Origin of the sequence: Bacillus sp. F2HM (assembly GCF_019266135.1) — a bacterium.
Taxonomy (GTDB): Bacteria; Bacillota; Bacilli; order Bacillales; family Bacillaceae; genus Bacillus; species Bacillus safensis.
This window is the reverse complement of record NZ_LRMO01000001.1, coordinates 144,400-162,960: the sequence shown is the minus strand read 5'-3', so window position 1 is coordinate 162,960 and position 18,561 is coordinate 144,400. Positions and strand designations below refer to the sequence as shown.

Genomic DNA, 18,561 nt, shown 5'->3' with positions numbered 1-18,561 from the left:
AATGGGTTATGATTCTTTGATTGGAACATTAATAAAGTATGAAAAAAAAAATATGATTTTGGAATGGAATAGTGGATTGAAAATCTTAGGAAAACTAGATACAGTTTTTGAAACAAGTAATATGTTAGATGAAGATGATATTAATTTTACAGAATATATTGCTGCTGCTTTCCAAGTAAATGATATTCTATCTCATCCTAATGAAAGCAGTGGCAGTGTATACGATTGGTTAATTCAAGAGAAAAGCTCTTTAGTTGAGATATCTCTTTATGATGATCCACCAAATAAGATTTTGGTAGATGGTCAAATAGTATGGGAATTGGCAGATGAGTAACAATTGACAAGCCCTCGGTAAGAGGGCCTTTTTATATTTATGAGTTAGCGAAATATGCTTCAAGTTGATCGTTGGCAAAACCGGTTTCTGTAGGTTCATAACTGGGGCAGTTTGGGCTGAAATATGATAGCGCATGTGTATCATCAAAGCTCAATAAATATTATTAACAGTAAAGTACCATTGAATGATTTAAATAAAACCTTGAAAATAGGAGCGTTCAATGAACAAAAAACAAAAACTAACGAAACAAATCCAAACAGTCATCAACATCCTAGAAAAAGAATATCCACAAGAAATCAATCAAGGTGTTCTCCAATTAATATACAAAAGATATAAAAATGCACAAAGGATCATTCAGAACAATGAAGATCTCCAAAAGATTTTGATCATTGGCGGGGTGAGAGCTTATTTGGATAGTTATAATGACTATCTAAACCCCTTTCTAGATGAATTACATAAAGCAGAGAGTTTGCTTAAAGAAATGCTGTCATAGATAGGACGGTTGTCTGTAGTACTGGAATCAAGTCTTGTATCGGGCAGCAAAACAGAGAAAGGAATGCCTATGGAACATAAACAATACAAAAACAAAAAAACATCCAACTGGCTATTAAGTATCAGTGTTCTGATTGTTATAGGAACAGCTTTGCTGAGAGGAGTTTCTTACTCAGATGCTGATTATCGCGGTTTCCCTATTGATTGGCTAGTTCTGCACGGACATCATACTTTTGAATTTCTAGTGTGGGGTTTTATACTTGACGTGGTCATTTTCTATTTTCTTTTAAAAATGCTCCTTCGTTTGTATAAAAGGGTGATGAAAAAATCAGCGGCTTAACATAGAGGAGGCTCTTAAAAATGATCAATTTACCCCAAATCCCACATTTGCACGTGAACAAACCAGCCAGTGACATACATATCACAGAGGCAGAATCACAGCTAAACATGCTGCTGCCTTGTGCTTATAAGGCTTTGCTGAAACAGACAAATGGATGTTCCATTGGCGGTGAGGTGCTTCTATACGGTACGGAGGACATGGCGGAACGCAATGCAACATGGGAGGTTCAGCAATATGCAAGCGGTTATGTAGCAATTGGCGACGATGGCGGCGGACAAGTATTTCTCATGCGGCTGGCTGAAGAGGAGAAAAAGGTATGGATCGTGGATGCTGGTGTAATGGACCCTCAGCATGCAGAGCTCCTAACCGACAATTTTCTGAAATGGGTGAGTGAGGGCTGTAATATAGAAGCTTGATCCAATAAAGGAGATGATCACATTGCCTTGGAATACATGGATCACTGCTTGTCTCGTAGTTGTGATACCCATCGTTTTTAGTTTTCTCTGTATATTTCATCATGAAAAGCAAGAACAAGAAAACCAAATCATCCAACTGAAACGCTCTGTGACGCCAAATGTTATGGAGCTTTTTTGCATTCTCCCCCCATTCATCCCATGTTATAATAAACACAGTTTATGAACGAGAGGATATGCAGGAGATGAAAAATGAACCTATTGAGTTACTGACACAGCCAAAATGGCGAATCATCGATCAGTCGAGTCTTGGTCTCTATGTGGACCCGAAGCGATCCTTTGCGATGGATGATACGCTTTGCGCGTCGGTGGGGAAGGGCCTATCACCAGCGACAGCCCGTTCTTGGGTGCATCACAATACGATTGTGCTTGGGATTCAGGATACAAGACTTCCATTTCTCCAAGATGGCGTAAAGCTGCTTGAGGAAGAGGGATATCGTGTGATTGTGCGAAACTCAGGCGGTCTTGCTGTGGTGCTGGATGAAGGTGTACTGAATGTGTCCTTAATTTTTGCGGAACAAAAGAAGGGCATTGATATTGACCGCGGGTATGATGCGATGGTGGAATTGATCCGCCGGATGCTGTCGATGTATGATGTGGACATTGAAGCCTATGAAATAGTCGGCTCTTATTGTCCAGGCAGCTACGATTTAAGTATCAATGGAAAGAAATTTGCAGGCATTTCTCAGCGTAGATTACGCGGTGGGGTCGCTGTGCAAATTTATTTGTGTGCAGATGGAAGCGGGCGTGAACGTGCCGACTTGATCCGCCGTTTTTATGACGCCGCCTTAAAGGATAAACGGCAAGAAGTGAAGGCAGTATTTCCTGATATACAGCCGGATACGATGGCATCTTTATCAGAATTAATCGGTGAACCGATTGATTGTACGCTTCTCATGCGTTTATTACTAGAGGAGCTTCAAAAGCTCAGTGATCAGCTGACAGCTTCGGGCCTGAATGCAGAAGAACAGCTGGAATTTGAGAAAAACATGACGCGGATGATTGAGCGGAATGAAAAGGTGTTTTCGTGAATATCAGTCTTTTTATCTTGAAAAGAGTAGAGGTGAAGTGATGGAAACAAAGCTTGAAAAAGCCATTGAACTTCGAAAAAGTGGACATCTTCAAGAATCAAATGAAATGCTGTCTCATCTTGCAGAGGAGTATCCAGACGATGCCTCTATTCATTATCAATGTGCCTGGAGTTATGACTTGTTAGGAGAGGAAAGGCAAGCTGTCTTTTTTTTATGAAAGGGCCATTGAGTTAGGATTGTCTTCAGAAGAACTAGAAGACGCTTTACTAGGGTTAGGAAGTACATACAGAACTTTAGGAGAATACGAAAAGTCAAAACAGATATTCCTAAAAGGGATGGAAACTTATCCGGACAACAAAGCCATTCAAACGTTCTATGCCATGACTTTGTATAATTTAAAGGAACATAGCAAAGCGATGGAAATATTACTGAACTGTTTTACTGAAACGACAAAAGATCCTGCTATTTTAAGTTATCGAAAGGCGATTGATTTTTATTCAAATCAGTTAGATAGGTTATGGAAATAATAGTTGATTTGGCTACTTGAATAGATTTGGAGGGGCAGTGTTATGCAAAAATCCCCTCCTTTGTTATGAAATTTTATATGTGATAGTCATTTATGGCGTAAGAAAGAAGGTAAATTTGTTGTCATTATTCACCACGTATTACCCGCTGTTTATGCTTTGTGTTTTGTCTGTGTTGTATGTGATGTATCGTATTCAGCCGATGGCCTCTACTGTTAAAAAAATCATCATTGTGCTCTGTGTGTTAACAAATGCCGCCTATATTTGCTGGCGTCTCTTCTTTACACTGCCGCATGAAGGTACATTTAATATAATAATGGGCATCTTGCTTGTTGCCTGTGAATGTATTGGATTTTTACAGCTGCTTGTGTTTTATACACTTGTTTGGAAGCCTTCAAATCGAAAACAAGTCACGATCAGTGATCTGGACAGGCTGCCAACAGTTGATATTTTCATAGCTACATATAATGAACCAATTGAAGTGCTGAAACGCACGGTGGCAGGCTGTTTGAATCTGTCTTATCCAAAAGGCAGCGTCCACATTTATTTATGTGATGATGGCAAGAGGGAGTCTGTGGAGCAGCTTGCATCTGAGTTTGGCGTTCATTATCTGACAAGAACAGATAACAAGTTTGCTAAGGCGGGGAATTTAAACCATGCGATGTCTCAAACGAATGGGGAGCTAATTCTCACACTTGATGCTGATATGGTCCCCCTTCCTGCCTTTTTAGAAAAGACAGTGCCTTACTTTCATGATGGAGCGACTGCGTTTGTTCAAGTTCCACAGGCGTTTTATAACGAAGACCCTTTCCAATATAATATGTTCTCGAAGGATCGAATTCCAAATGAACAGGACTTCTTTATGCAAACCCTCCAAGCTGGTAAGGATCGATTCAATGCGGTGATGTATGTCGGGAGTAATACTGTATTTAGAAGAACGGCCTTAGAGGAAATTGGCGGATTTGCTACTGGAGTGATTACAGAAGACATGGCGACCGGAATGCTTCTCCAAGGGAAGTTCAAATCTGTGTCTGTCGGAGAAGTATTAGCCGTCGGTCTGGCACCTGAAAGCTGGCTTGATTTGTTAAAGCAGAGAGACCGGTGGTCGAGAGGGAACATTCAGTGCGCCCGTAAGTTTAATCCATTGAAGGTTCGCGGCTTAACACTTATGCAGCGAGTTCTTTATTTAGATGGCATTGTGTATTGGTTTAACGGTTTGTTTAAAATGATTTACATTCTTACACCGATTTTGTTTTTATTGTTTGGTATTCAAAGTTTCTGGGCCGATTTCCAGTCCATTTTCATGTTTTGGCTGCCGGCGTTCTTTAGTTCGTATTTAGCGTTTAAATTGGTGTCGAATCAAAAAAGAAGTATGTTCTGGAGTCATATTTACGAAAGTTCTATGGCATTCCACTTGGCTGGTGTAGCTTTAAGTGAGCTGTTTTTGAAGAAGAGGGTTGAATTCCTTGTCACACCGAAAGGAATTCAAACGGACAAGAGACATTTTCATTTGAAAACGATGATTCCTCATTTGGTCTTCTTGCTGCTCTCATTGCTTGTCCTTGTGAAAATAGGATACGATGTGAAGGTAAATGGGACGATGAATGCTGACCTCACGTTTATTAATATTTTTTGGGTGCTTTATAACGGTGCAGGTCTATTCATGGCACTCATTGTGGCGTTTGATCGTCCGCGTTATCGAAAATCAGAGCGGTTTGTCATTGAAAAAGAGGGGCAGCTCCGTTCTGATCATCAAGATGAGCCGATTGCTTGTTTTCTACTAGATATGAGTGATTCAGGTGCGCGTCTATCCATTCCATTGGATCAAGCTTCTTCTTTAAATCAAGGACAAATGCAATTGTTCTTTTCAGAGGATCAAAGTGTGGCGTGTGATGTGGTTTGGAGCCATCCAGATGGAGACAAGCTGATGGTTGGTGTTGCTTTTACTGATACAGAAAAATCAGAGTATCTATCACTGATCCGCTTCTTATTCACACGAGAACATGTATCGATAACGGATCGCGAGAAAAAATCCTATGCTGTTCGGACATTTCTCCGCTTTGTAAGAGAAACGAAGAAGGTACCAAAGGCCTTGCAGCGCAAATGGATGAGAAGGCCTTTGCAAGGTGTGGCAGGTACGCTGTCCTATGAGGGCCGGTTAGAAGAGAAGGTGCCGGTGAACATACATGATATTAGTGTATCTGGGTGCAAAATCGAGTCTGAAGCTTCAATTGAATTACATGAGAAAGTGCTGATCACCATTGACACAGAATCTCTCACAGATCAGCCGGCGATTGCGGTCTGGACATCACAAAAACGCGGCCGCACAATGGCCGGACTCAAGTTTGTTCAGCCTGAAATCAAGCAGATAGAAGAAAGAGAGGGAGTGGTTTCTTGAAATCCAAAAACGGCGGTTACCTCTATTTACTATGGCTTCCTGTCATCATGGGAGCCGGCTACGGCATTTCGCTTTTAGTGCCATTTCTTCAACCTGTCCTGACACTTGGCATCGCAGGTCTTTATATTTTTATGTTTGGTGATTTTCAGGTAAGGCAGGTCAGATATATTTTTATGTTTGTGTTTTTGATCAATGTCCTTTTTAGTGTGATGCTATTTTTGGGCATTTAAAAAAGTGCTTCCCGAGGCGGGGAGCACTTTTTGTTATTCTGCCATTTTTTCGAGGTTGCCGTTCCGGTCCATTTTAAAGGTTGGTGCGGCACTATCGTCCTCTTCAAACAAAACTAGTTTTCTTGCACGGTTCATGATTTTGACGAGTGTTTCATAATCTTCTTGAATCGTGAGCTGGTCCTTTTCAAGCTTTTTCACTTCAGCTTCTAGCTGCGAGACTTTATGAGAAAGCTCATTGTTTTCACGTTTTAAGCGGCTGTTTTCCATACGTAAGGCAGTGGATTGCTGACCATCGCCTTCATAACGGCGTAAGAAATCAATGATATCGTCGATGGTTAATTCTTGATGCTGCCTAAATGGATTTGCTTCCGGCTTTTTCTCTGCGGTATTTGGGGCAGGAGCAGCCTGTGACAATAAATGTGATAAACTAGCTAACTCTTCATTGTAGCTTTGATCCACAAACTGAAGCTGTTCAGCAGTTTCAGCTGCTGGTGCAAATGTTTCTTCCTTTGCTGGCTCCAGTTCCTGTGAGAATTCCTCTTGAGTCACCGTTTCTTCTACTTGCGGCTGATAAAGTAATCGTTTTTTCGCTGGCTGGCCATTACCAAGTGCACGCATCCGTTGTTTTCGCTGTTTTTTGGCAAGTGCCAACGCTTTTTCATATTGATGTCTGACGACAGCGTTCCATCTAAATCCGCATGCCGCTGAGGTGCGGTTCAGCTTGTCTCCAACTTCTTCAAACGCATTTAGCTGCGTGCTGCCCTCTCTGACGTGACGTAAGACGGTTTCTGCCAGGAGGAGATCATTTTCCTCTGACCAAGCATCTTGTCTTTGTTTTGACATGTGTTTAAACCCCCATATGATTTGATGGTATTAGATTAGCCAAGTTCAAGAAGGTTTATACAAGTTTGCTAAAAGGATAGTGGAAAATACTAGCTTTTATGTAAGCTCGGGATTGGTGCGGCAAAGCGTCTTGCAAGTCCAGCCGCTTCGATGTACAATGTTGGGTGGTATATTATTCATGATTGGCTGTCCAACTGTTTCATATAGAATGAAGTATCATCATTGAAAGGAAGCGTAAGACCATGGCTAATGAGTTTCGCGTATGTGACGATTGTGATGCGACGAACCTAAAGACGTTATTGCCTCGACTCAAATCGGTTGACCCTGATGCAAAAATTGAGATCGGCTGTCAATCCTATTGTGGTCCAGGACGAAAAAAGGCTTTTGCGTTTGTGAACAATCGCCCATTATCCGCACCAACAGAAGATGAATTACTTGAAAAGGTTCAAAAAAAAGTCAAATAAATGTCACTGAATGTGTTCAGTCGACCTAAAAAGAGGTCCGTCCCTGTCAGGTCGGGCTTTTTACGTCCGTGCAATCTTTGAGAACACATTCATCAGCAAATTCAAGGATGTTTTCGGGAAAAGTTACCCGATATAATAGAAACACGTCTTAAAAAAAGAGGGACGAAACGATGGCGTATCCAAAAGGGAAATTATCTGAGGAAAAGGTATTTAAAGATCCTGTGCACCGTTATGTTCACGTAAGGGATGCATTAATATGGGACTTAATAGGAACAAGAGAGTTTCAGCGCCTGAGACGAATTAAACAGCTAGGAACTACTTATTTGACGTTTCATGGTGCAGAACACAGCCGATTCAATCATTCACTCGGTGTATACGAGATTGTGAGACGAATTGTGGATGATGTGTTTAAAGGGCGGCCTGAATGGGATGAAGGGGAGCGCGAGCTTGTACTTAGTGCAGCCTTGCTTCATGACCTCGGACATGGTCCATTTTCTCATTCCTTTGAAAAGGTCTTCCACTTAGACCATGAATCGTTTACAAGAGATATTATTTTAGGGCAGACGGAAGTCAATGAAGTGCTCCGCCGGGTGAGTGATGATTTCCCGAAGCATGTGGCTGAAGTCATTGCCAAAACGTATCAAAACAAACAGGTGGTCAGTTTGATCTCAAGTCAAATTGATGCCGACCGAATGGACTATTTGCAGCGTGATGCTTACTATACAGGCGTCAGCTACGGCCACTTTGATATGGAACGTATTTTACGTGTGATGCGCCCGAGAGAAGATCAGATTGTGATGAAGCAGAGCGGGATGCATGCGGTTGAAGATTATATTATGAGCCGCTATCAAATGTACTGGCAAGTCTATTTCCACCCAGTGACACGCAGTGCGGAAGTCATTTTAACGAAAATCCTTCATCGGGCAAAAGAGCTGCATGAAACGGGTTATATTTTTACACATGCCCCCGTTCACTTTTATTCAATCTTTGAGGGGAATGTCACCACAGAGGACTATATTAAGCTGGATGAATCCATTGTCTTATTTTATTTTCAGGCGTGGGAAGATGAAGAAGATCACGTGCTGGCTGATTTGTGCCGCCGTTTTATGAACCGCCGATTGTTCCAATATACAGAGTTTAATCCAAATGAAGAAATGACGAAATATTTCAAGCTGACCGCCTTGTTCAAGGAGGCAGGAATTGATCCTGACTATTATTTAGTGGTCGATTCTTCCTCTGACTTGCCCTATGACTTCTACAGACCAGGGGAGGAAGAAGAGAGGCTGCCAATCCACCTTTTGACGCAAAGCGGTCATATTAAAGAACTGTCGAGACAGTCAGATATTGTTGACGCCATTTCCGGTAAACGAAGAACCGATCATAAACTTTATTTCCCGATGGACTTAATTGTAGATATGTCGGAAAAAGCTGAAGAAAAAAAGGCGATCATGAAGCTGCTTGGTTTGGGATAAGGAAGTACTGAAAAAGGAGATGTCGGGAATTTGTTGAAAGAGCATGCAAAGTTGATGAAGGTATTCTCTGAATCAGGGGAAATCGTTGGACGGAAGAAGCTGCAAAAAATGATTTACATAGCAAAAAAGCTAGATTTGCCTTTTTACGAGAAATACGATTTTCATTTTTATGGCCCCTATTCAGAGGAGTTGACGCTCAGAATTGAAGAGCTGTGCAACCTTGGATTCTTGGACGAAATGAAGGAAAAAAAGGGCGGATACTATCAATATCGCTATTCGCTGACGGACAATGGGAAAGAGTTTCTCGATCAGTGTGAAGTGGACATGCCTGATCTCAAAGCGCTGACGCAGCAGATGAACGAGCAATCGTCCCGTTTCCTAGAGCTTGTCTCAACGATTTTATATTTTGATAACCTGCCAGAAGATGAGGTAAAGGAAAAGGTCTTTACCATTAAAAGCAAGCAGCGCTATACGGACGAAGAATTTGGGGCGGCCCTTGCTTATATTGATCAGTTGAAGGAATTGAACTAGTTGAACAAAAGCCCGACTTTTAGGGCTTTTTTTGTTTTGTAAGACACAGACCAAAAGCGCTATTTTTCGATGAAATGTGTGTCAAAATATCCGAAAAATTAGTGAAAATGACGTAATTCGACTTTCTTCCTGTGCATCTAATTCCCTGTTTTTGACTGAATAGAAGGAAAATGGTGAATTTTCAGTGAATATATAACCTTGTGAAAAACAAAGGAGGGATAGGAATGAAAAAGCGTTCAGTCTTTTTGTCATTTTTATTGGTAGGTAGTTTGTTACCGGGGGTAAGTTCAGCTTCAGCACCAGTAGCGAGTGCAGGTCATGGGCATGATCATGGTCATGCGCCGTTCGAAACCCATATTAGTGAGGGGTTGCCAAAAGCAAAAGATTTTAAAGATTTGAAGACAGCACCTCCAATTGAACGAGATGTGACAACAAAGGTATTAGATGAGTCTGGTAAGCAGGTAGGCTCAAGAACCTTTAAGGCCAATACAGGAGATTCTATTTCAACAAAAGCAAGTACAGGCAGTCAGAAGGTCACTGTTTATGCGGTCGCTGATGCGCAGTATCGCGCGAAATATAGTGACTGGCAAACACGGATTGTCAGCATCATCGAGCAAGCAGATGTCACATTTAACCGTGATCATGATGTGGACTTTGTCGTACAAGCAGTAGGATCATGGACGTCTTCGGGATCAAATGCAGAGCAAATTTTGTCTAACCTTGCGCGCAGCTTTGATGGCAGAGGATATGACTTTGTCACTGGATTTACAGCAAATCCAAACTTTGATGCTGGCGGAATCGCTTATGTCTACAATAGTGCACCAAGCGGAAGTGCATTCGCCGTTAACCTTGATCAAGGAACAGCGAACACTGCAAAAGCGGCTACGCATGAATACGGTCATAACTTTGGCTTACCGCACGACCCTCAAGGAAGCGGCATTGTCTGCCTAATGAATTATGATTATTCTTACACAGTTGACTTCTTTGATGCGGCTCATAAAAATCAAGTGAACCGTAATAAAGCTTGGTACAGATAAGAATGCAGACAAAAGGACAAACACTCTATGTGCTTGTCCTTTTTATATGCTTACAGATCGCTCATTCGCTTTCCTGCTACGGCATAGTGTTCCTTTTTCATTTCTTCAATAATGACAGAGACTTTTTCTGCACCTGCGCCTGTTGTTTCTACAACGGCATCAGTGACTTTCTCCACAAGAGCTCTTTTCTGCTCGTCTGTTCTTCCTTCAAGCATTTGAACGGTGACAATCGGCATGGCGAAAACCTCCTTTTTCCTTTAATGCTACGCTTCCCTTTAGTTTAAGGGACTTCTTATAGTATACTGAATGAAGTAAATCATTGTATAGAAAGAAAGAGGGATTCATGCCTTTGAACCAATTTCTTGTTTATCCATTAGAACTTATTCCATATGTCGCCATTACGCTTGTTGTTGCATTTACGATGCACGAGCTGGCGCATGCATATGTTGCGTACCGTTTCGGAGACCCGACGGCTAAGAATCAAGGGAGACTGACGCTCAATCCACTGAAGCATCTCGATGTATTCGGGACGATTTTGATCTTTGTGGCCGGGTTTGGCTGGGCGAGACCTGTACCGGTGAATCGTTACCATTTTAAAAAACCGCGCTTAGCAGGGATTTGTGTCTCCATTGCTGGGCCATTAAGTAACTTGGTGCTGGCGTTTTTGGGCTTTTTTGTGTATGTGCTTCTTCAGAAATTTGGCGGGGAGTGGATCATGCGCTTTGAGCCGGGAGTCGATAATTTCTTTTTAATCTTTATTAACTTAAACGTCATCTTGTTCCTATTTAACTTATTACCACTTCCGCCGCTGGATGGGTATCGGATTATTGAGGACGTCGTCAGCCCCCGTATCCGGGCGAAAATGACGCAGTTTGAACAATATGGGATCATTATTTTTCTCATATTCGTGATCACACCGCTGGGACAGTTTGTGTTTGGTCCATTGATCGGAATGCGGGATCAAATCATACACTGGTTTAATCTTATTTTGAAGCCGCTGCTTTAGGAGGTTTAATAAATGGAAGGTAAAAAGAAGAAACCAATTGGTTTTAACATCATTAAAAAAACAGATGCAACCGACGGACATGGAGGCTTTGGGGCAGGTGCCCTCAGCCTTGATAATATCTCGCCAGTCATCATTGATGTAGAGGAAAAGGAAGCTGTCATTGATATTGGTGCCATGCATGCAAGAAGTGCCGTCGAAAAAGGAATTAAATTTTTGAAAACAAAAGAAGAAGTGCCGAACGGAAAACCGTATTGGCTCGTATGGGTGACGATTGACCGCAGAGAAGAAGGGCCTTATTATGCAGGTGTGACGGCTTGTGAAATGACCGTTGACCGTTCGATCCGCCGCGGGTATAAGTCACTTCCAGAGCATGTGAATTTAATGGATAAATCGATGAAGCGAAAAATTGTCGTGAGTCATATGGATGACGTATCCAAAAAGGTGCTGGCTGATTTCTTAAAAGGTCATAATCAAGCGCTATGGGACGCATCAACAGATGAATTAAAAGAAGGATTGGCTGTCCCTGAATAATTGTGAAATTTTTGTGAAGATTGGCGGATGTCTACCAATTCTCTTCGGTTTTTGAGTAAACTGGTGTTAAAGCTAGGACATGGAGAATCCCGAGATGCAGATCTCGGGGTTTTTCATGCCTTTTTTAACGTTTCAGCCACTTTTCCCACCATTTCTTTGGCTTTTGATCTTGAACTGGTTCCTGCTCAGAGGCTTTGTCCTCAGCACCATAGCAGACACCTGTCGGCTCCGTTCCTTCTATAAAATAGGTGAATACCTTTGATTCACATCCTGGACCTGCGAGGTCGCCGGTTTTTGGATTAATATATACCCCTTTGACACCGTCTGGCGGCATGAAGGAGGAGGCTGGCTGCTTCGAGAGGGCTGATTCCATAAAGGAAGCCCATATTTTTTTCGCATAGGCCGTTTCTTCGACTGAGTCAATGGTGCGGCCTTTATCATAGCCTGTCCATACACCTGTGACGAGCTGAGGAGAGAAGCCGATCATCCAGCTGTCGGCGCCTGTAGTCCCGGACTTTCCTCCGTACGTTCTTGTAAGGTCCTTCATAATAGTGCGGCCAGTGACACTTGTATAGCCGTTTAATTGATCATTGAACATGCCTGACATCATGTCGGTGGTGACAAATGCTGCTTTTTCATCGAGGATTTGTTCTCGTTTTTGTTTCTCTTCAAAAAGCACATTGCCTTTTGCGTCGGTTACTTTCGTAATAAAGGTTGGTTTGACGCGTTTTCCGCCATTGACCAGCATGGCGTAAGCATTGGTCATTTCAATGGGTTTCACAGGAGACGTGCCCAGAGCAAGAGAGGGTACTTGATCTAGTTTCTCCTTGATTCCAAATGTCTTGCCAGCACGTACAAGCTGCTCCATTCCTAAAAATAGATGAGTTTTCACAGCGTAAATATTATCAGACAGTGCTAAAGCTTGAAGCATTGTAATGCCGTCATTGGCGTAATAGCCGTGATAATTGCTTGGTGAATAAGCGGCATCGCTGCCTTGATCATCCAATTCAAACACCGTTTCCTCACTGCGCATGACGGTTGCGGGTGTAAACCCATTTTGCAAGGCAATGTAATAAAGAAGGGGTTTCATGGTTGAACCGGGCTGCCTTTTTGCTTGTGTCACCCGATTAAATGGACTTTTCTCATAATCTCTCCCGCCTATGAGGGCAAGTACATGCCCTGTTTGGGGATGGATGGCAGCAAAGCCGATTTGGATTTCTGATTTGGAATTCATCGTATTTTTTAACGTCTTTTCTGCGATTTTCTGTAATTCTGGATTGAGAGTCGTTTGGATATGAAGCCCATAGGTTTCAATCTGTTCCTCAGTTAACCCCAAGCTTTGTTTCAACTCTCGAATCACATCGTCATAAAAATACGGGGCTTGCTTTGCTTGCAGCTGCTTCTTTCGCAAAGGGCGATAGGACAGTTTTTCTTTCGCAGCGTCATCAGCTGCTTTTTTCGTAATCATGCCATCCTCTTGCATTTGCCTCAGAATCATATTCTTTCTTGCGCTGGCTTTCTCCTCATTCACATAAGGGGAATAGAGCGAAGGCCCCTTTGGGATACCGGCAAGCAGGGCAGATTCAGCGAGGGTTAAATTTTTCGCCTTTTTCCCAAAATACAGACGGGACGCTGCTTCCACGCCGTACGCTCCGTGACCATAATAAATGGTGTTCAAGTATCCTTCTAAAATCTCATCTTTTGTATAGTTTTGTTCTAAACGAATCGTGTAAAAGGCTTCATTCCACTTCCGCTTCCACGTTTTATCATGATCTAAATAAAGGTTTCGTGCATATTGCTGGGTGATCGTGCTGGCACCTTGCACTTTTGCCATGGCACGAATATCGGCCACCGCAGCACCTGCCATCCGTTTCACATCAAAGCCATGATGCTCATAAAAGGTTTTATCTTCAACAGCGACAACTGCCTGTCTGATATGAGGAGACATCTCCTTTAATGGCACCCAATATCTCTTTTCTCCAAAGCTGGATTCTCCAAGCTTTGAGCCATCGGCTGCATAAATGGTCGTGGATTGGGGAACTTGAACAGAAGGGGCACCTTGCCATTTAGCTATTAATAGAATCGTCAAAAAGACGGTGCCTGCAAATAGAAACGCGAGCAAGCCGATAAAAAAACAGGCTCGAATCGTTTTCACGGTCATGCGGATTTTTTTATTACTCATGATTGTGTCCATGCAAAGCCCCCATTTTGACGGTTTTTTATCAGTATGGAACAAAGAAAACCGTTTTAAACAAGCGATTGCAGGAGCGCTTTAAAAAATGAAGAGAACTCATGCGGTTCTTTACAATTTGATATGAATCCACTATACTTTTTTCTTGGACAATCGATATAGTCAAAGCCGATAAAAGGCGCTAACAATAGATGTTTGTTTATTATTGGATGAGAGGAAGATGAACAATGAGCGAACTTTGGTATACAGAGAAGCAAACGAAGAATTTTGGTATTACATTGAAGGTGAACAAAACCCTTCACACAGAACAAACAGACTTTCAGCATTTAGAAATGGTGGAAACAGAAGAGTTTGGTAATATGCTGTTTTTAGACGGCATGGTGATGACGTCTGAGAAAGATGAGTTTGTATACCACGAAATGGTGGCACATGTTCCTCTTTTCACTCATCCAAACCCGGAAAATGTTCTTGTTGTAGGCGGAGGAGACGGCGGTGTCATTCGTGAAATCCTCAAACACTCAAGTGTGAAAAAAGCGACACTTGTTGATATTGACGGAAAGGTCATCGAATACTCGAAGAAATTCCTTCCTTCTATCGCTGGAAAACTAGACGATCCTCGTGTAGATGTCAAAGTCGGAGACGGTTTTATGCACATTGCTGAAGCTGACAACGAGTATGATGTCATCATGGTTGACTCTACTGAGCCAGTTGGACCAGCCGTGAACCTGTTCTCTAAAGGATTTTACGCAGGAATTGCAAAAGCACTCAAAGAAGACGGTATTTTCGTTGCACAAACGGACAACCCTTGGTTCACACCTGAGCTGATTACAAATGTACAGCGTGATGTAAAAGAAATTTTCCCAATTACAAAGCTTTACACAGCGAATATTCCAACGTATCCAAGCGGTCTTTGGACATTCACCATCGGTTCTAAAAAATATGATCCACTTGCTGTAGAAGACAGCCGTTTCTTTGATATTGAGACGAAATATTACACAAAAGAATTGCACAAAGCGGCATTCGTTCTGCCGAAATTTGTGAGCGACTTAATCAAATAAATCAAGCGAAATGGACATGCGCAAATGACGGTTTGCGCATTTTTTGAAGCGTAAAAGGAGGAATCTTGCATGAGATTCGATGAGGCTTATTCAGGAAAAGTGTTTATTGGAAGTCATCCGACATGGGAAGAGGCAAAGGTCATTTTATACGGCATGCCGATGGACTGGACAGTCAGTTACCGCCCAGGTTCACGTTTCGGTCCGAACCGCATTCGTGAAGTATCGATCGGTTTAGAGGAATACAGCCCTTATTTAGATCGTGAACTGCACGAGGTGCCATTCTTCGATGCGGGTGACATCCCACTTCCTTTTGGGAATGCACAAAAGAGCTTAGATTTAATTGAAGAGTATGTCGACAGCATTTTAGAAAAAGGAAAGTTTCCATTAGGAATGGGCGGCGAGCATCTCGTGTCTTGGCCGGTTTTCCGTGCGATGTATAAGAAATATCCTGATTTGGCAATTATCCATATGGACGCACATACGGATCTTCGTGAGGAATATGAGGGTGAGCCGCTTTCACATTCAACACCGATTCGTAAAGCTGCAGGACTGATTGGACCTGAAAATGTATTCTCTTTCGGTATCCGTTCTGGAATGAAAGAAGAATTTGAATGGGCAAAAGAAGCGGGTATGCATATTTCTAAATTTGAAGTGCTGGAGCCATTGAAGCAAGTATTGCCAAAGCTAAAAGGGCGTCCAGTATATGTGACGATCGATATTGATGTACTTGACCCAGCTCATGCACCTGGTACAGGAACGGTAGATGCTGGCGGTATTACATCAAAAGAGCTGCTTGCATCCATTCATGCGATTGCAGGATCTGACGTCAAAGTCGTCGGGGCAGACCTAGTCGAGGTAGCACCTGTATATGATCACTCTGACCAAACAGCGAATACAGCGAGTAAGCTTTTACGCGAAATGCTGCTTGGATTTGTGAAATAATCAGTTGATAGAGGAGCTTGTCATCTCATATGGACAAGCTCTTTTTTTACATTGGTCAAAAAATAAAGGAGGCAGCTCATGTTTTCTTCAATATTGATGGTGTTCCTCGCTTTATGTGTGTTAGCGGCAGGCTTTCTCACACTGAAACGAGAGCTCGCAGCTGATCCGCCTGTTTTTGCTTCGAAAAAGGAAGCAAAGGAAGAGATGCTGGGGCTGTTTCACGATCGAGGCTTTTTCTATCTGACGGCCATTGCGTTATTCATGCAGGTAGTATTTAAAAAGGATCAAATCGCACCATTTGATTTTTTTCAGGCATTTTTGGCAAGTTCAGGCATACAGGCTCTTTTTTACTTAATGAAAAGAAAAGACTTAGGTGTAAAGGCTGCACTTGTTGTAGTGGTTAGTTGTATTTTTCTTTTTTTCTAAAGGGATGGCTGAAGATGAAAAACGAAGTTTAATCGCCGTGAAGAAGAGAAATGATGGTATGATAGGCGATCATGATTATGGTATACTATTTTAGTTAAACGGGTCTTAGCAAAGGAAGTGCAAAATGACACAAAACCAAATTTCAATTCATGTAAAGTCAGTGATGAAACCAGAGACGGAGCCGGCTGAAACGATCGAATTCCGCACGACTGGAACGTACCAAGAGAAGAATGACAAAACGTATCTCACTTACCATGAAGAACATGAAATGGGTCAAGTAAAAACCGTTGTGAAAATGAGTGAAAAAGGAATTTTTGTGATGAGATCAGGGGCTATTCAAATGAAGCAGCGCTTTCTCATTGGAGAAACGACCGTCACACATTACACGATGCCATTCGGTACACTTCAGTTAGATGTGCACACACATGGTATTGATCTCGATGTGGACAAGGGACTGCTGCACATTACGTACGATATGCTGACAGGAGAAGATCAAAAGCATTTACATACATTATCGATTTCGTATAAGGAGGATTTACGTTCATGAATATCGCAGAACAGGTCAAAGATGCGTTAAAAGAAGAAATCATAGCGGCAGTCGTCAAAGCAGGACTTGCCGATGAAAGCCAGGTGCCAGATGTCCTTTTAGAAGTGCCGAAAGACAAAACACACGGTGATTACTCGACCAACATGGCGATGCAGCTTGCCCGCATTGCGAAAAAAGCACCTCGTCAAATCGCAGAGGACATCGTCAATGCGTTTGATAAAGGGAAAGCTTCCATTGAAAAACTGGATATCGCAGGTCCAGGGTTCATTAACTTTTATATGAACAATCAGTATTTAACAAAGCTCATTCCAGCTGTCCTTGAGGCAAAAGAAGCTTATGGCGAAACGAATACAGGCGGCGGTCAAAAGGTGCAAGTCGAATTCGTCTCAGCCAACCCAACAGGTGACCTTCACCTTGGACATGCCCGCGGAGCAGCTGTAGGAGATTCCCTTTGCAACATCCTTGATAAAGCAGGGTTCGATGTGAGCCGTGAATACTATATCAACGATGCAGGAAATCAAATCAATAACCTCGCTTTATCTGTAGAAGTACGTTATTTTGAGGCACTCGGTCTTGAAAAAGAAATGCCTGAAGACGGCTACAGAGGAGAGGACATCAAAGGCATCGGACAAAAGCTTGCGGATGAATTTGGTGACCGTTTCGTTCATGAGCCGGAAGAAGAGCGGATGAAGTTCTTCCGTGAATACGGCTTGAAATACGAATTAGAGAAATTACGTGTAGACCTTGAGAATTTCCGTGTGCCATTTGATGTATGGTATTCAGAAACCTCTTTATATGAAAACGGAAAAATCGAACCAGCGCTGGAAACACTTCGCGCTAAAGGCTATGTCTTTGAAGAAGACGGCGCAACATGGCTGCGTTCAACTGATTTTGGTGATGACAAGGACCGTGTGCTGATTAAAAAAGACGGCAGCTTCACTTACCTGCTTCCAGATATCGCATATCATAAAGACAAATTGGACAGAGGCTTTGACCAGCTCATTAACATTTGGGGAGCGGACCATCACGGCTATATTCCTCGGATGAAAGCGGCGATCCAAGCACTTGGATATCCAGCTGATAAGCTTGAAGTAGAAATCATTCAGCTTGTGCATCTTTACAAAAACGGCGAAAAGATGAAGATGAGTAAACGTACAGGAAAAGCCGTCACAATGCGTGATCTGATTGAAGAAGTCGGCTTAGATGCGACTCGTTATTTCTTTGCGATGAGAAGTGCGGCGACACATATGGACTTTGACCTAGACTTAGCGATTTCTACGTCTAACGAAAACCCTGTGTACTATGCACAATATGCGCATGCGAGAATTTGCAGCATGCTGCGTCAAGGTGAAGAAAAAGGCTATGAACCGAACCTTGAAAAAGCCGATTTCTCTCACATTCAATCGGAAAAAGAATACGATCTTTTGAAAATCATTGGCAGCTTCCCAGAAGTTGTAGCAGAAGCAGCTGAAAAGCGTATTCCGCACCGTGTGACGAACTATATTTATGACCTTGCATCAGCCCTTCACAGCTTCTACAATGCCGAGAAGGTCATTGACGCAGAAAACGAAACAAAAACAACAGCACGTCTTTCACTCATGAAAGCAACACAAATCACGCTTGCTAATGCATTAAAACTAATTGGTGTATCGGCACCGGAAAAGATGTAATGAAATGAAAGAAAGCCCCAC

Annotated in this window: 21 protein-coding genes and 1 pseudogene; 19 read left to right on the top strand and 3 right to left on the bottom strand. The window is 42.4% G+C overall.

The annotated features are described in order from the left end of the window. Position 1 precedes the first annotated feature (1 nt). From AWT60_RS00805 to AWT60_RS00770, 8 genes and pseudogenes are all read left to right on the top strand, one after another. Positions 2 to 334, top strand: coding sequence for a hypothetical protein (locus AWT60_RS00805; protein WP_041108221.1), 333 nt, complete (start codon positions 2 to 4; stop codon positions 332 to 334). 220 nt (positions 335 to 554) lie between these two features. Then, the gene (locus tag AWT60_RS00800) at positions 555 to 827 is read left to right on the top strand and encodes a hypothetical protein (RefSeq protein ID WP_041108219.1); all 273 of its coding nucleotides are present in this window, start codon (positions 555 to 557) and stop codon (positions 825 to 827) included. A 69-nt stretch (positions 828 to 896) separates the two neighbouring features. Then, positions 897 to 1,166 carry a hypothetical protein gene (locus tag AWT60_RS00795; protein ID WP_041108217.1) on the top strand — a complete coding sequence of 90 codons (270 nt, stop codon included), beginning with the start codon at positions 897 to 899 and terminating at the stop codon, positions 1,164 to 1,166. A 20-nt stretch (positions 1,167 to 1,186) separates the two neighbouring features. Then, positions 1,187 to 1,582 (top strand): SMI1/KNR4 family protein, encoded by a 396-nt coding sequence (locus tag AWT60_RS00790; RefSeq protein ID WP_218676732.1) that lies wholly within the window; start codon positions 1,187 to 1,189, stop codon positions 1,580 to 1,582. Positions 1,583 to 1,824: 242 nt separating this feature from the next. Continuing rightward, the gene (gene lipL, locus AWT60_RS00785) at positions 1,825 to 2,670 is read left to right on the top strand and encodes an octanoyl-[GcvH]:protein N-octanoyltransferase (RefSeq protein ID WP_218676731.1); all 846 of its coding nucleotides are present in this window, start codon (positions 1,825 to 1,827) and stop codon (positions 2,668 to 2,670) included. A gap of 40 nt (positions 2,671 to 2,710) precedes the next feature. Then, positions 2,711 to 3,197: pseudogene (locus AWT60_RS00780) on the top strand (tetratricopeptide repeat protein). Between the two features lie 118 nt (positions 3,198 to 3,315). Further along, positions 3,316 to 5,592 (top strand): glycosyltransferase, encoded by a 2,277-nt coding sequence (locus AWT60_RS00775; protein ID WP_218676730.1) that lies wholly within the window; start codon positions 3,316 to 3,318, stop codon positions 5,590 to 5,592. Further along, positions 5,589 to 5,822: a DUF5970 family protein gene (locus AWT60_RS00770; RefSeq protein ID WP_024426379.1), complete on the top strand. Its 234-nt coding sequence runs from the start codon at positions 5,589 to 5,591 to the stop codon at positions 5,820 to 5,822. Before AWT60_RS00775 ends, AWT60_RS00770 begins: the two co-directional genes overlap by 4 nt. Positions 5,823 to 5,855: 33 nt before the next feature. Here AWT60_RS00770 and AWT60_RS00765 read toward each other — a convergent pair whose 3' ends face one another. Then, the gene (locus AWT60_RS00765; RefSeq protein WP_024423774.1) at positions 5,856 to 6,665 is read right to left on the bottom strand and encodes an RsfA family transcriptional regulator; all 810 of its coding nucleotides are present in this window, start codon (positions 6,663 to 6,665) and stop codon (positions 5,856 to 5,858) included. A gap of 242 nt (positions 6,666 to 6,907) precedes the next feature. On the opposite strand from AWT60_RS00765, the gene AWT60_RS00760 reads away from it, so the two are divergent. The 4 genes from AWT60_RS00760 to AWT60_RS00745 all read left to right on the top strand — a co-directional run bounded on the left by AWT60_RS00760 (position 6,908) and on the right by AWT60_RS00745 (position 10,169). Beyond that, positions 6,908 to 7,129, top strand: a complete 222-nt coding sequence (locus AWT60_RS00760) for a YuzB family protein (protein WP_003215259.1) — start codon at positions 6,908 to 6,910, stop codon at positions 7,127 to 7,129. A gap of 170 nt (positions 7,130 to 7,299) precedes the next feature. Beyond that, entirely contained in the window at positions 7,300 to 8,601 is a 1,302-nt protein-coding gene (locus AWT60_RS00755) for an HD domain-containing protein (protein WP_007497716.1), read from the top strand. Positions 8,602 to 8,631: 30 nt separating this feature from the next. After that, positions 8,632 to 9,132 (top strand): YwgA family protein, encoded by a 501-nt coding sequence (locus AWT60_RS00750; RefSeq protein WP_087976037.1) that lies wholly within the window; start codon positions 8,632 to 8,634, stop codon positions 9,130 to 9,132. 224 nt (positions 9,133 to 9,356) lie between these two features. Beyond that, entirely contained in the window at positions 9,357 to 10,169 is an 813-nt protein-coding gene (locus tag AWT60_RS00745) for a zinc-dependent metalloprotease (protein WP_025093861.1), read from the top strand. Positions 10,170 to 10,219: 50 nt separating this feature from the next. Here AWT60_RS00745 and AWT60_RS00740 read toward each other — a convergent pair whose 3' ends face one another. After that, the gene (locus tag AWT60_RS00740; RefSeq protein WP_003214939.1) at positions 10,220 to 10,405 is read right to left on the bottom strand and encodes a 2-hydroxymuconate tautomerase; all 186 of its coding nucleotides are present in this window, start codon (positions 10,403 to 10,405) and stop codon (positions 10,220 to 10,222) included. A gap of 113 nt (positions 10,406 to 10,518) precedes the next feature. Here AWT60_RS00740 and AWT60_RS00735 point away from each other — a divergent pair, with 113 nt between their 5' ends. Continuing rightward, entirely contained in the window at positions 10,519 to 11,175 is a 657-nt protein-coding gene (locus AWT60_RS00735) for a site-2 protease family protein (RefSeq protein WP_024423770.1), read from the top strand. Positions 11,176 to 11,187: 12 nt separating this feature from the next. Next, the gene (locus tag AWT60_RS00730; protein WP_024423769.1) at positions 11,188 to 11,706 is read left to right on the top strand and encodes a YwhD family protein; all 519 of its coding nucleotides are present in this window, start codon (positions 11,188 to 11,190) and stop codon (positions 11,704 to 11,706) included. Between the two features lie 124 nt (positions 11,707 to 11,830). Here the strand turns inward: AWT60_RS00730 and AWT60_RS00725 are convergent, their stop codons facing one another. Then, positions 11,831 to 13,900, bottom strand: a complete 2,070-nt coding sequence (locus tag AWT60_RS00725) for a transglycosylase domain-containing protein (RefSeq protein WP_056765528.1) — start codon at positions 13,898 to 13,900, stop codon at positions 11,831 to 11,833. 224 nt (positions 13,901 to 14,124) lie between these two features. Here AWT60_RS00725 and speE point away from each other — a divergent pair, with 224 nt between their 5' ends. From speE to argS, 5 genes are all read left to right on the top strand, one after another. Continuing rightward, the gene (speE, locus tag AWT60_RS00720) at positions 14,125 to 14,955 is read left to right on the top strand and encodes a spermidine synthase (RefSeq protein WP_056765530.1); all 831 of its coding nucleotides are present in this window, start codon (positions 14,125 to 14,127) and stop codon (positions 14,953 to 14,955) included. A 69-nt stretch (positions 14,956 to 15,024) separates the two neighbouring features. Next, a complete protein-coding gene (gene speB / locus AWT60_RS00715) occupies positions 15,025 to 15,897 on the top strand; it encodes an agmatinase (RefSeq protein ID WP_041108199.1) in 873 nt (290 codons plus the stop codon). 78 nt (positions 15,898 to 15,975) lie between these two features. After that, positions 15,976 to 16,323: a hypothetical protein gene (locus tag AWT60_RS00710; protein ID WP_056765535.1), complete on the top strand. Its 348-nt coding sequence runs from the start codon at positions 15,976 to 15,978 to the stop codon at positions 16,321 to 16,323. Positions 16,324 to 16,447: 124 nt separating this feature from the next. Further along, positions 16,448 to 16,870 carry a YwiB family protein gene (locus AWT60_RS00705; RefSeq protein WP_056765538.1) on the top strand — a complete coding sequence of 141 codons (423 nt, stop codon included), beginning with the start codon at positions 16,448 to 16,450 and terminating at the stop codon, positions 16,868 to 16,870. Next, positions 16,867 to 18,540: an arginine--tRNA ligase gene (gene argS / locus AWT60_RS00700; RefSeq protein WP_034281247.1), complete on the top strand. Its 1,674-nt coding sequence runs from the start codon at positions 16,867 to 16,869 to the stop codon at positions 18,538 to 18,540. The genes AWT60_RS00705 and argS overlap by 4 nt, the downstream gene beginning before the upstream one ends. Positions 18,541 to 18,561: the final 21 nt, after the last annotated feature.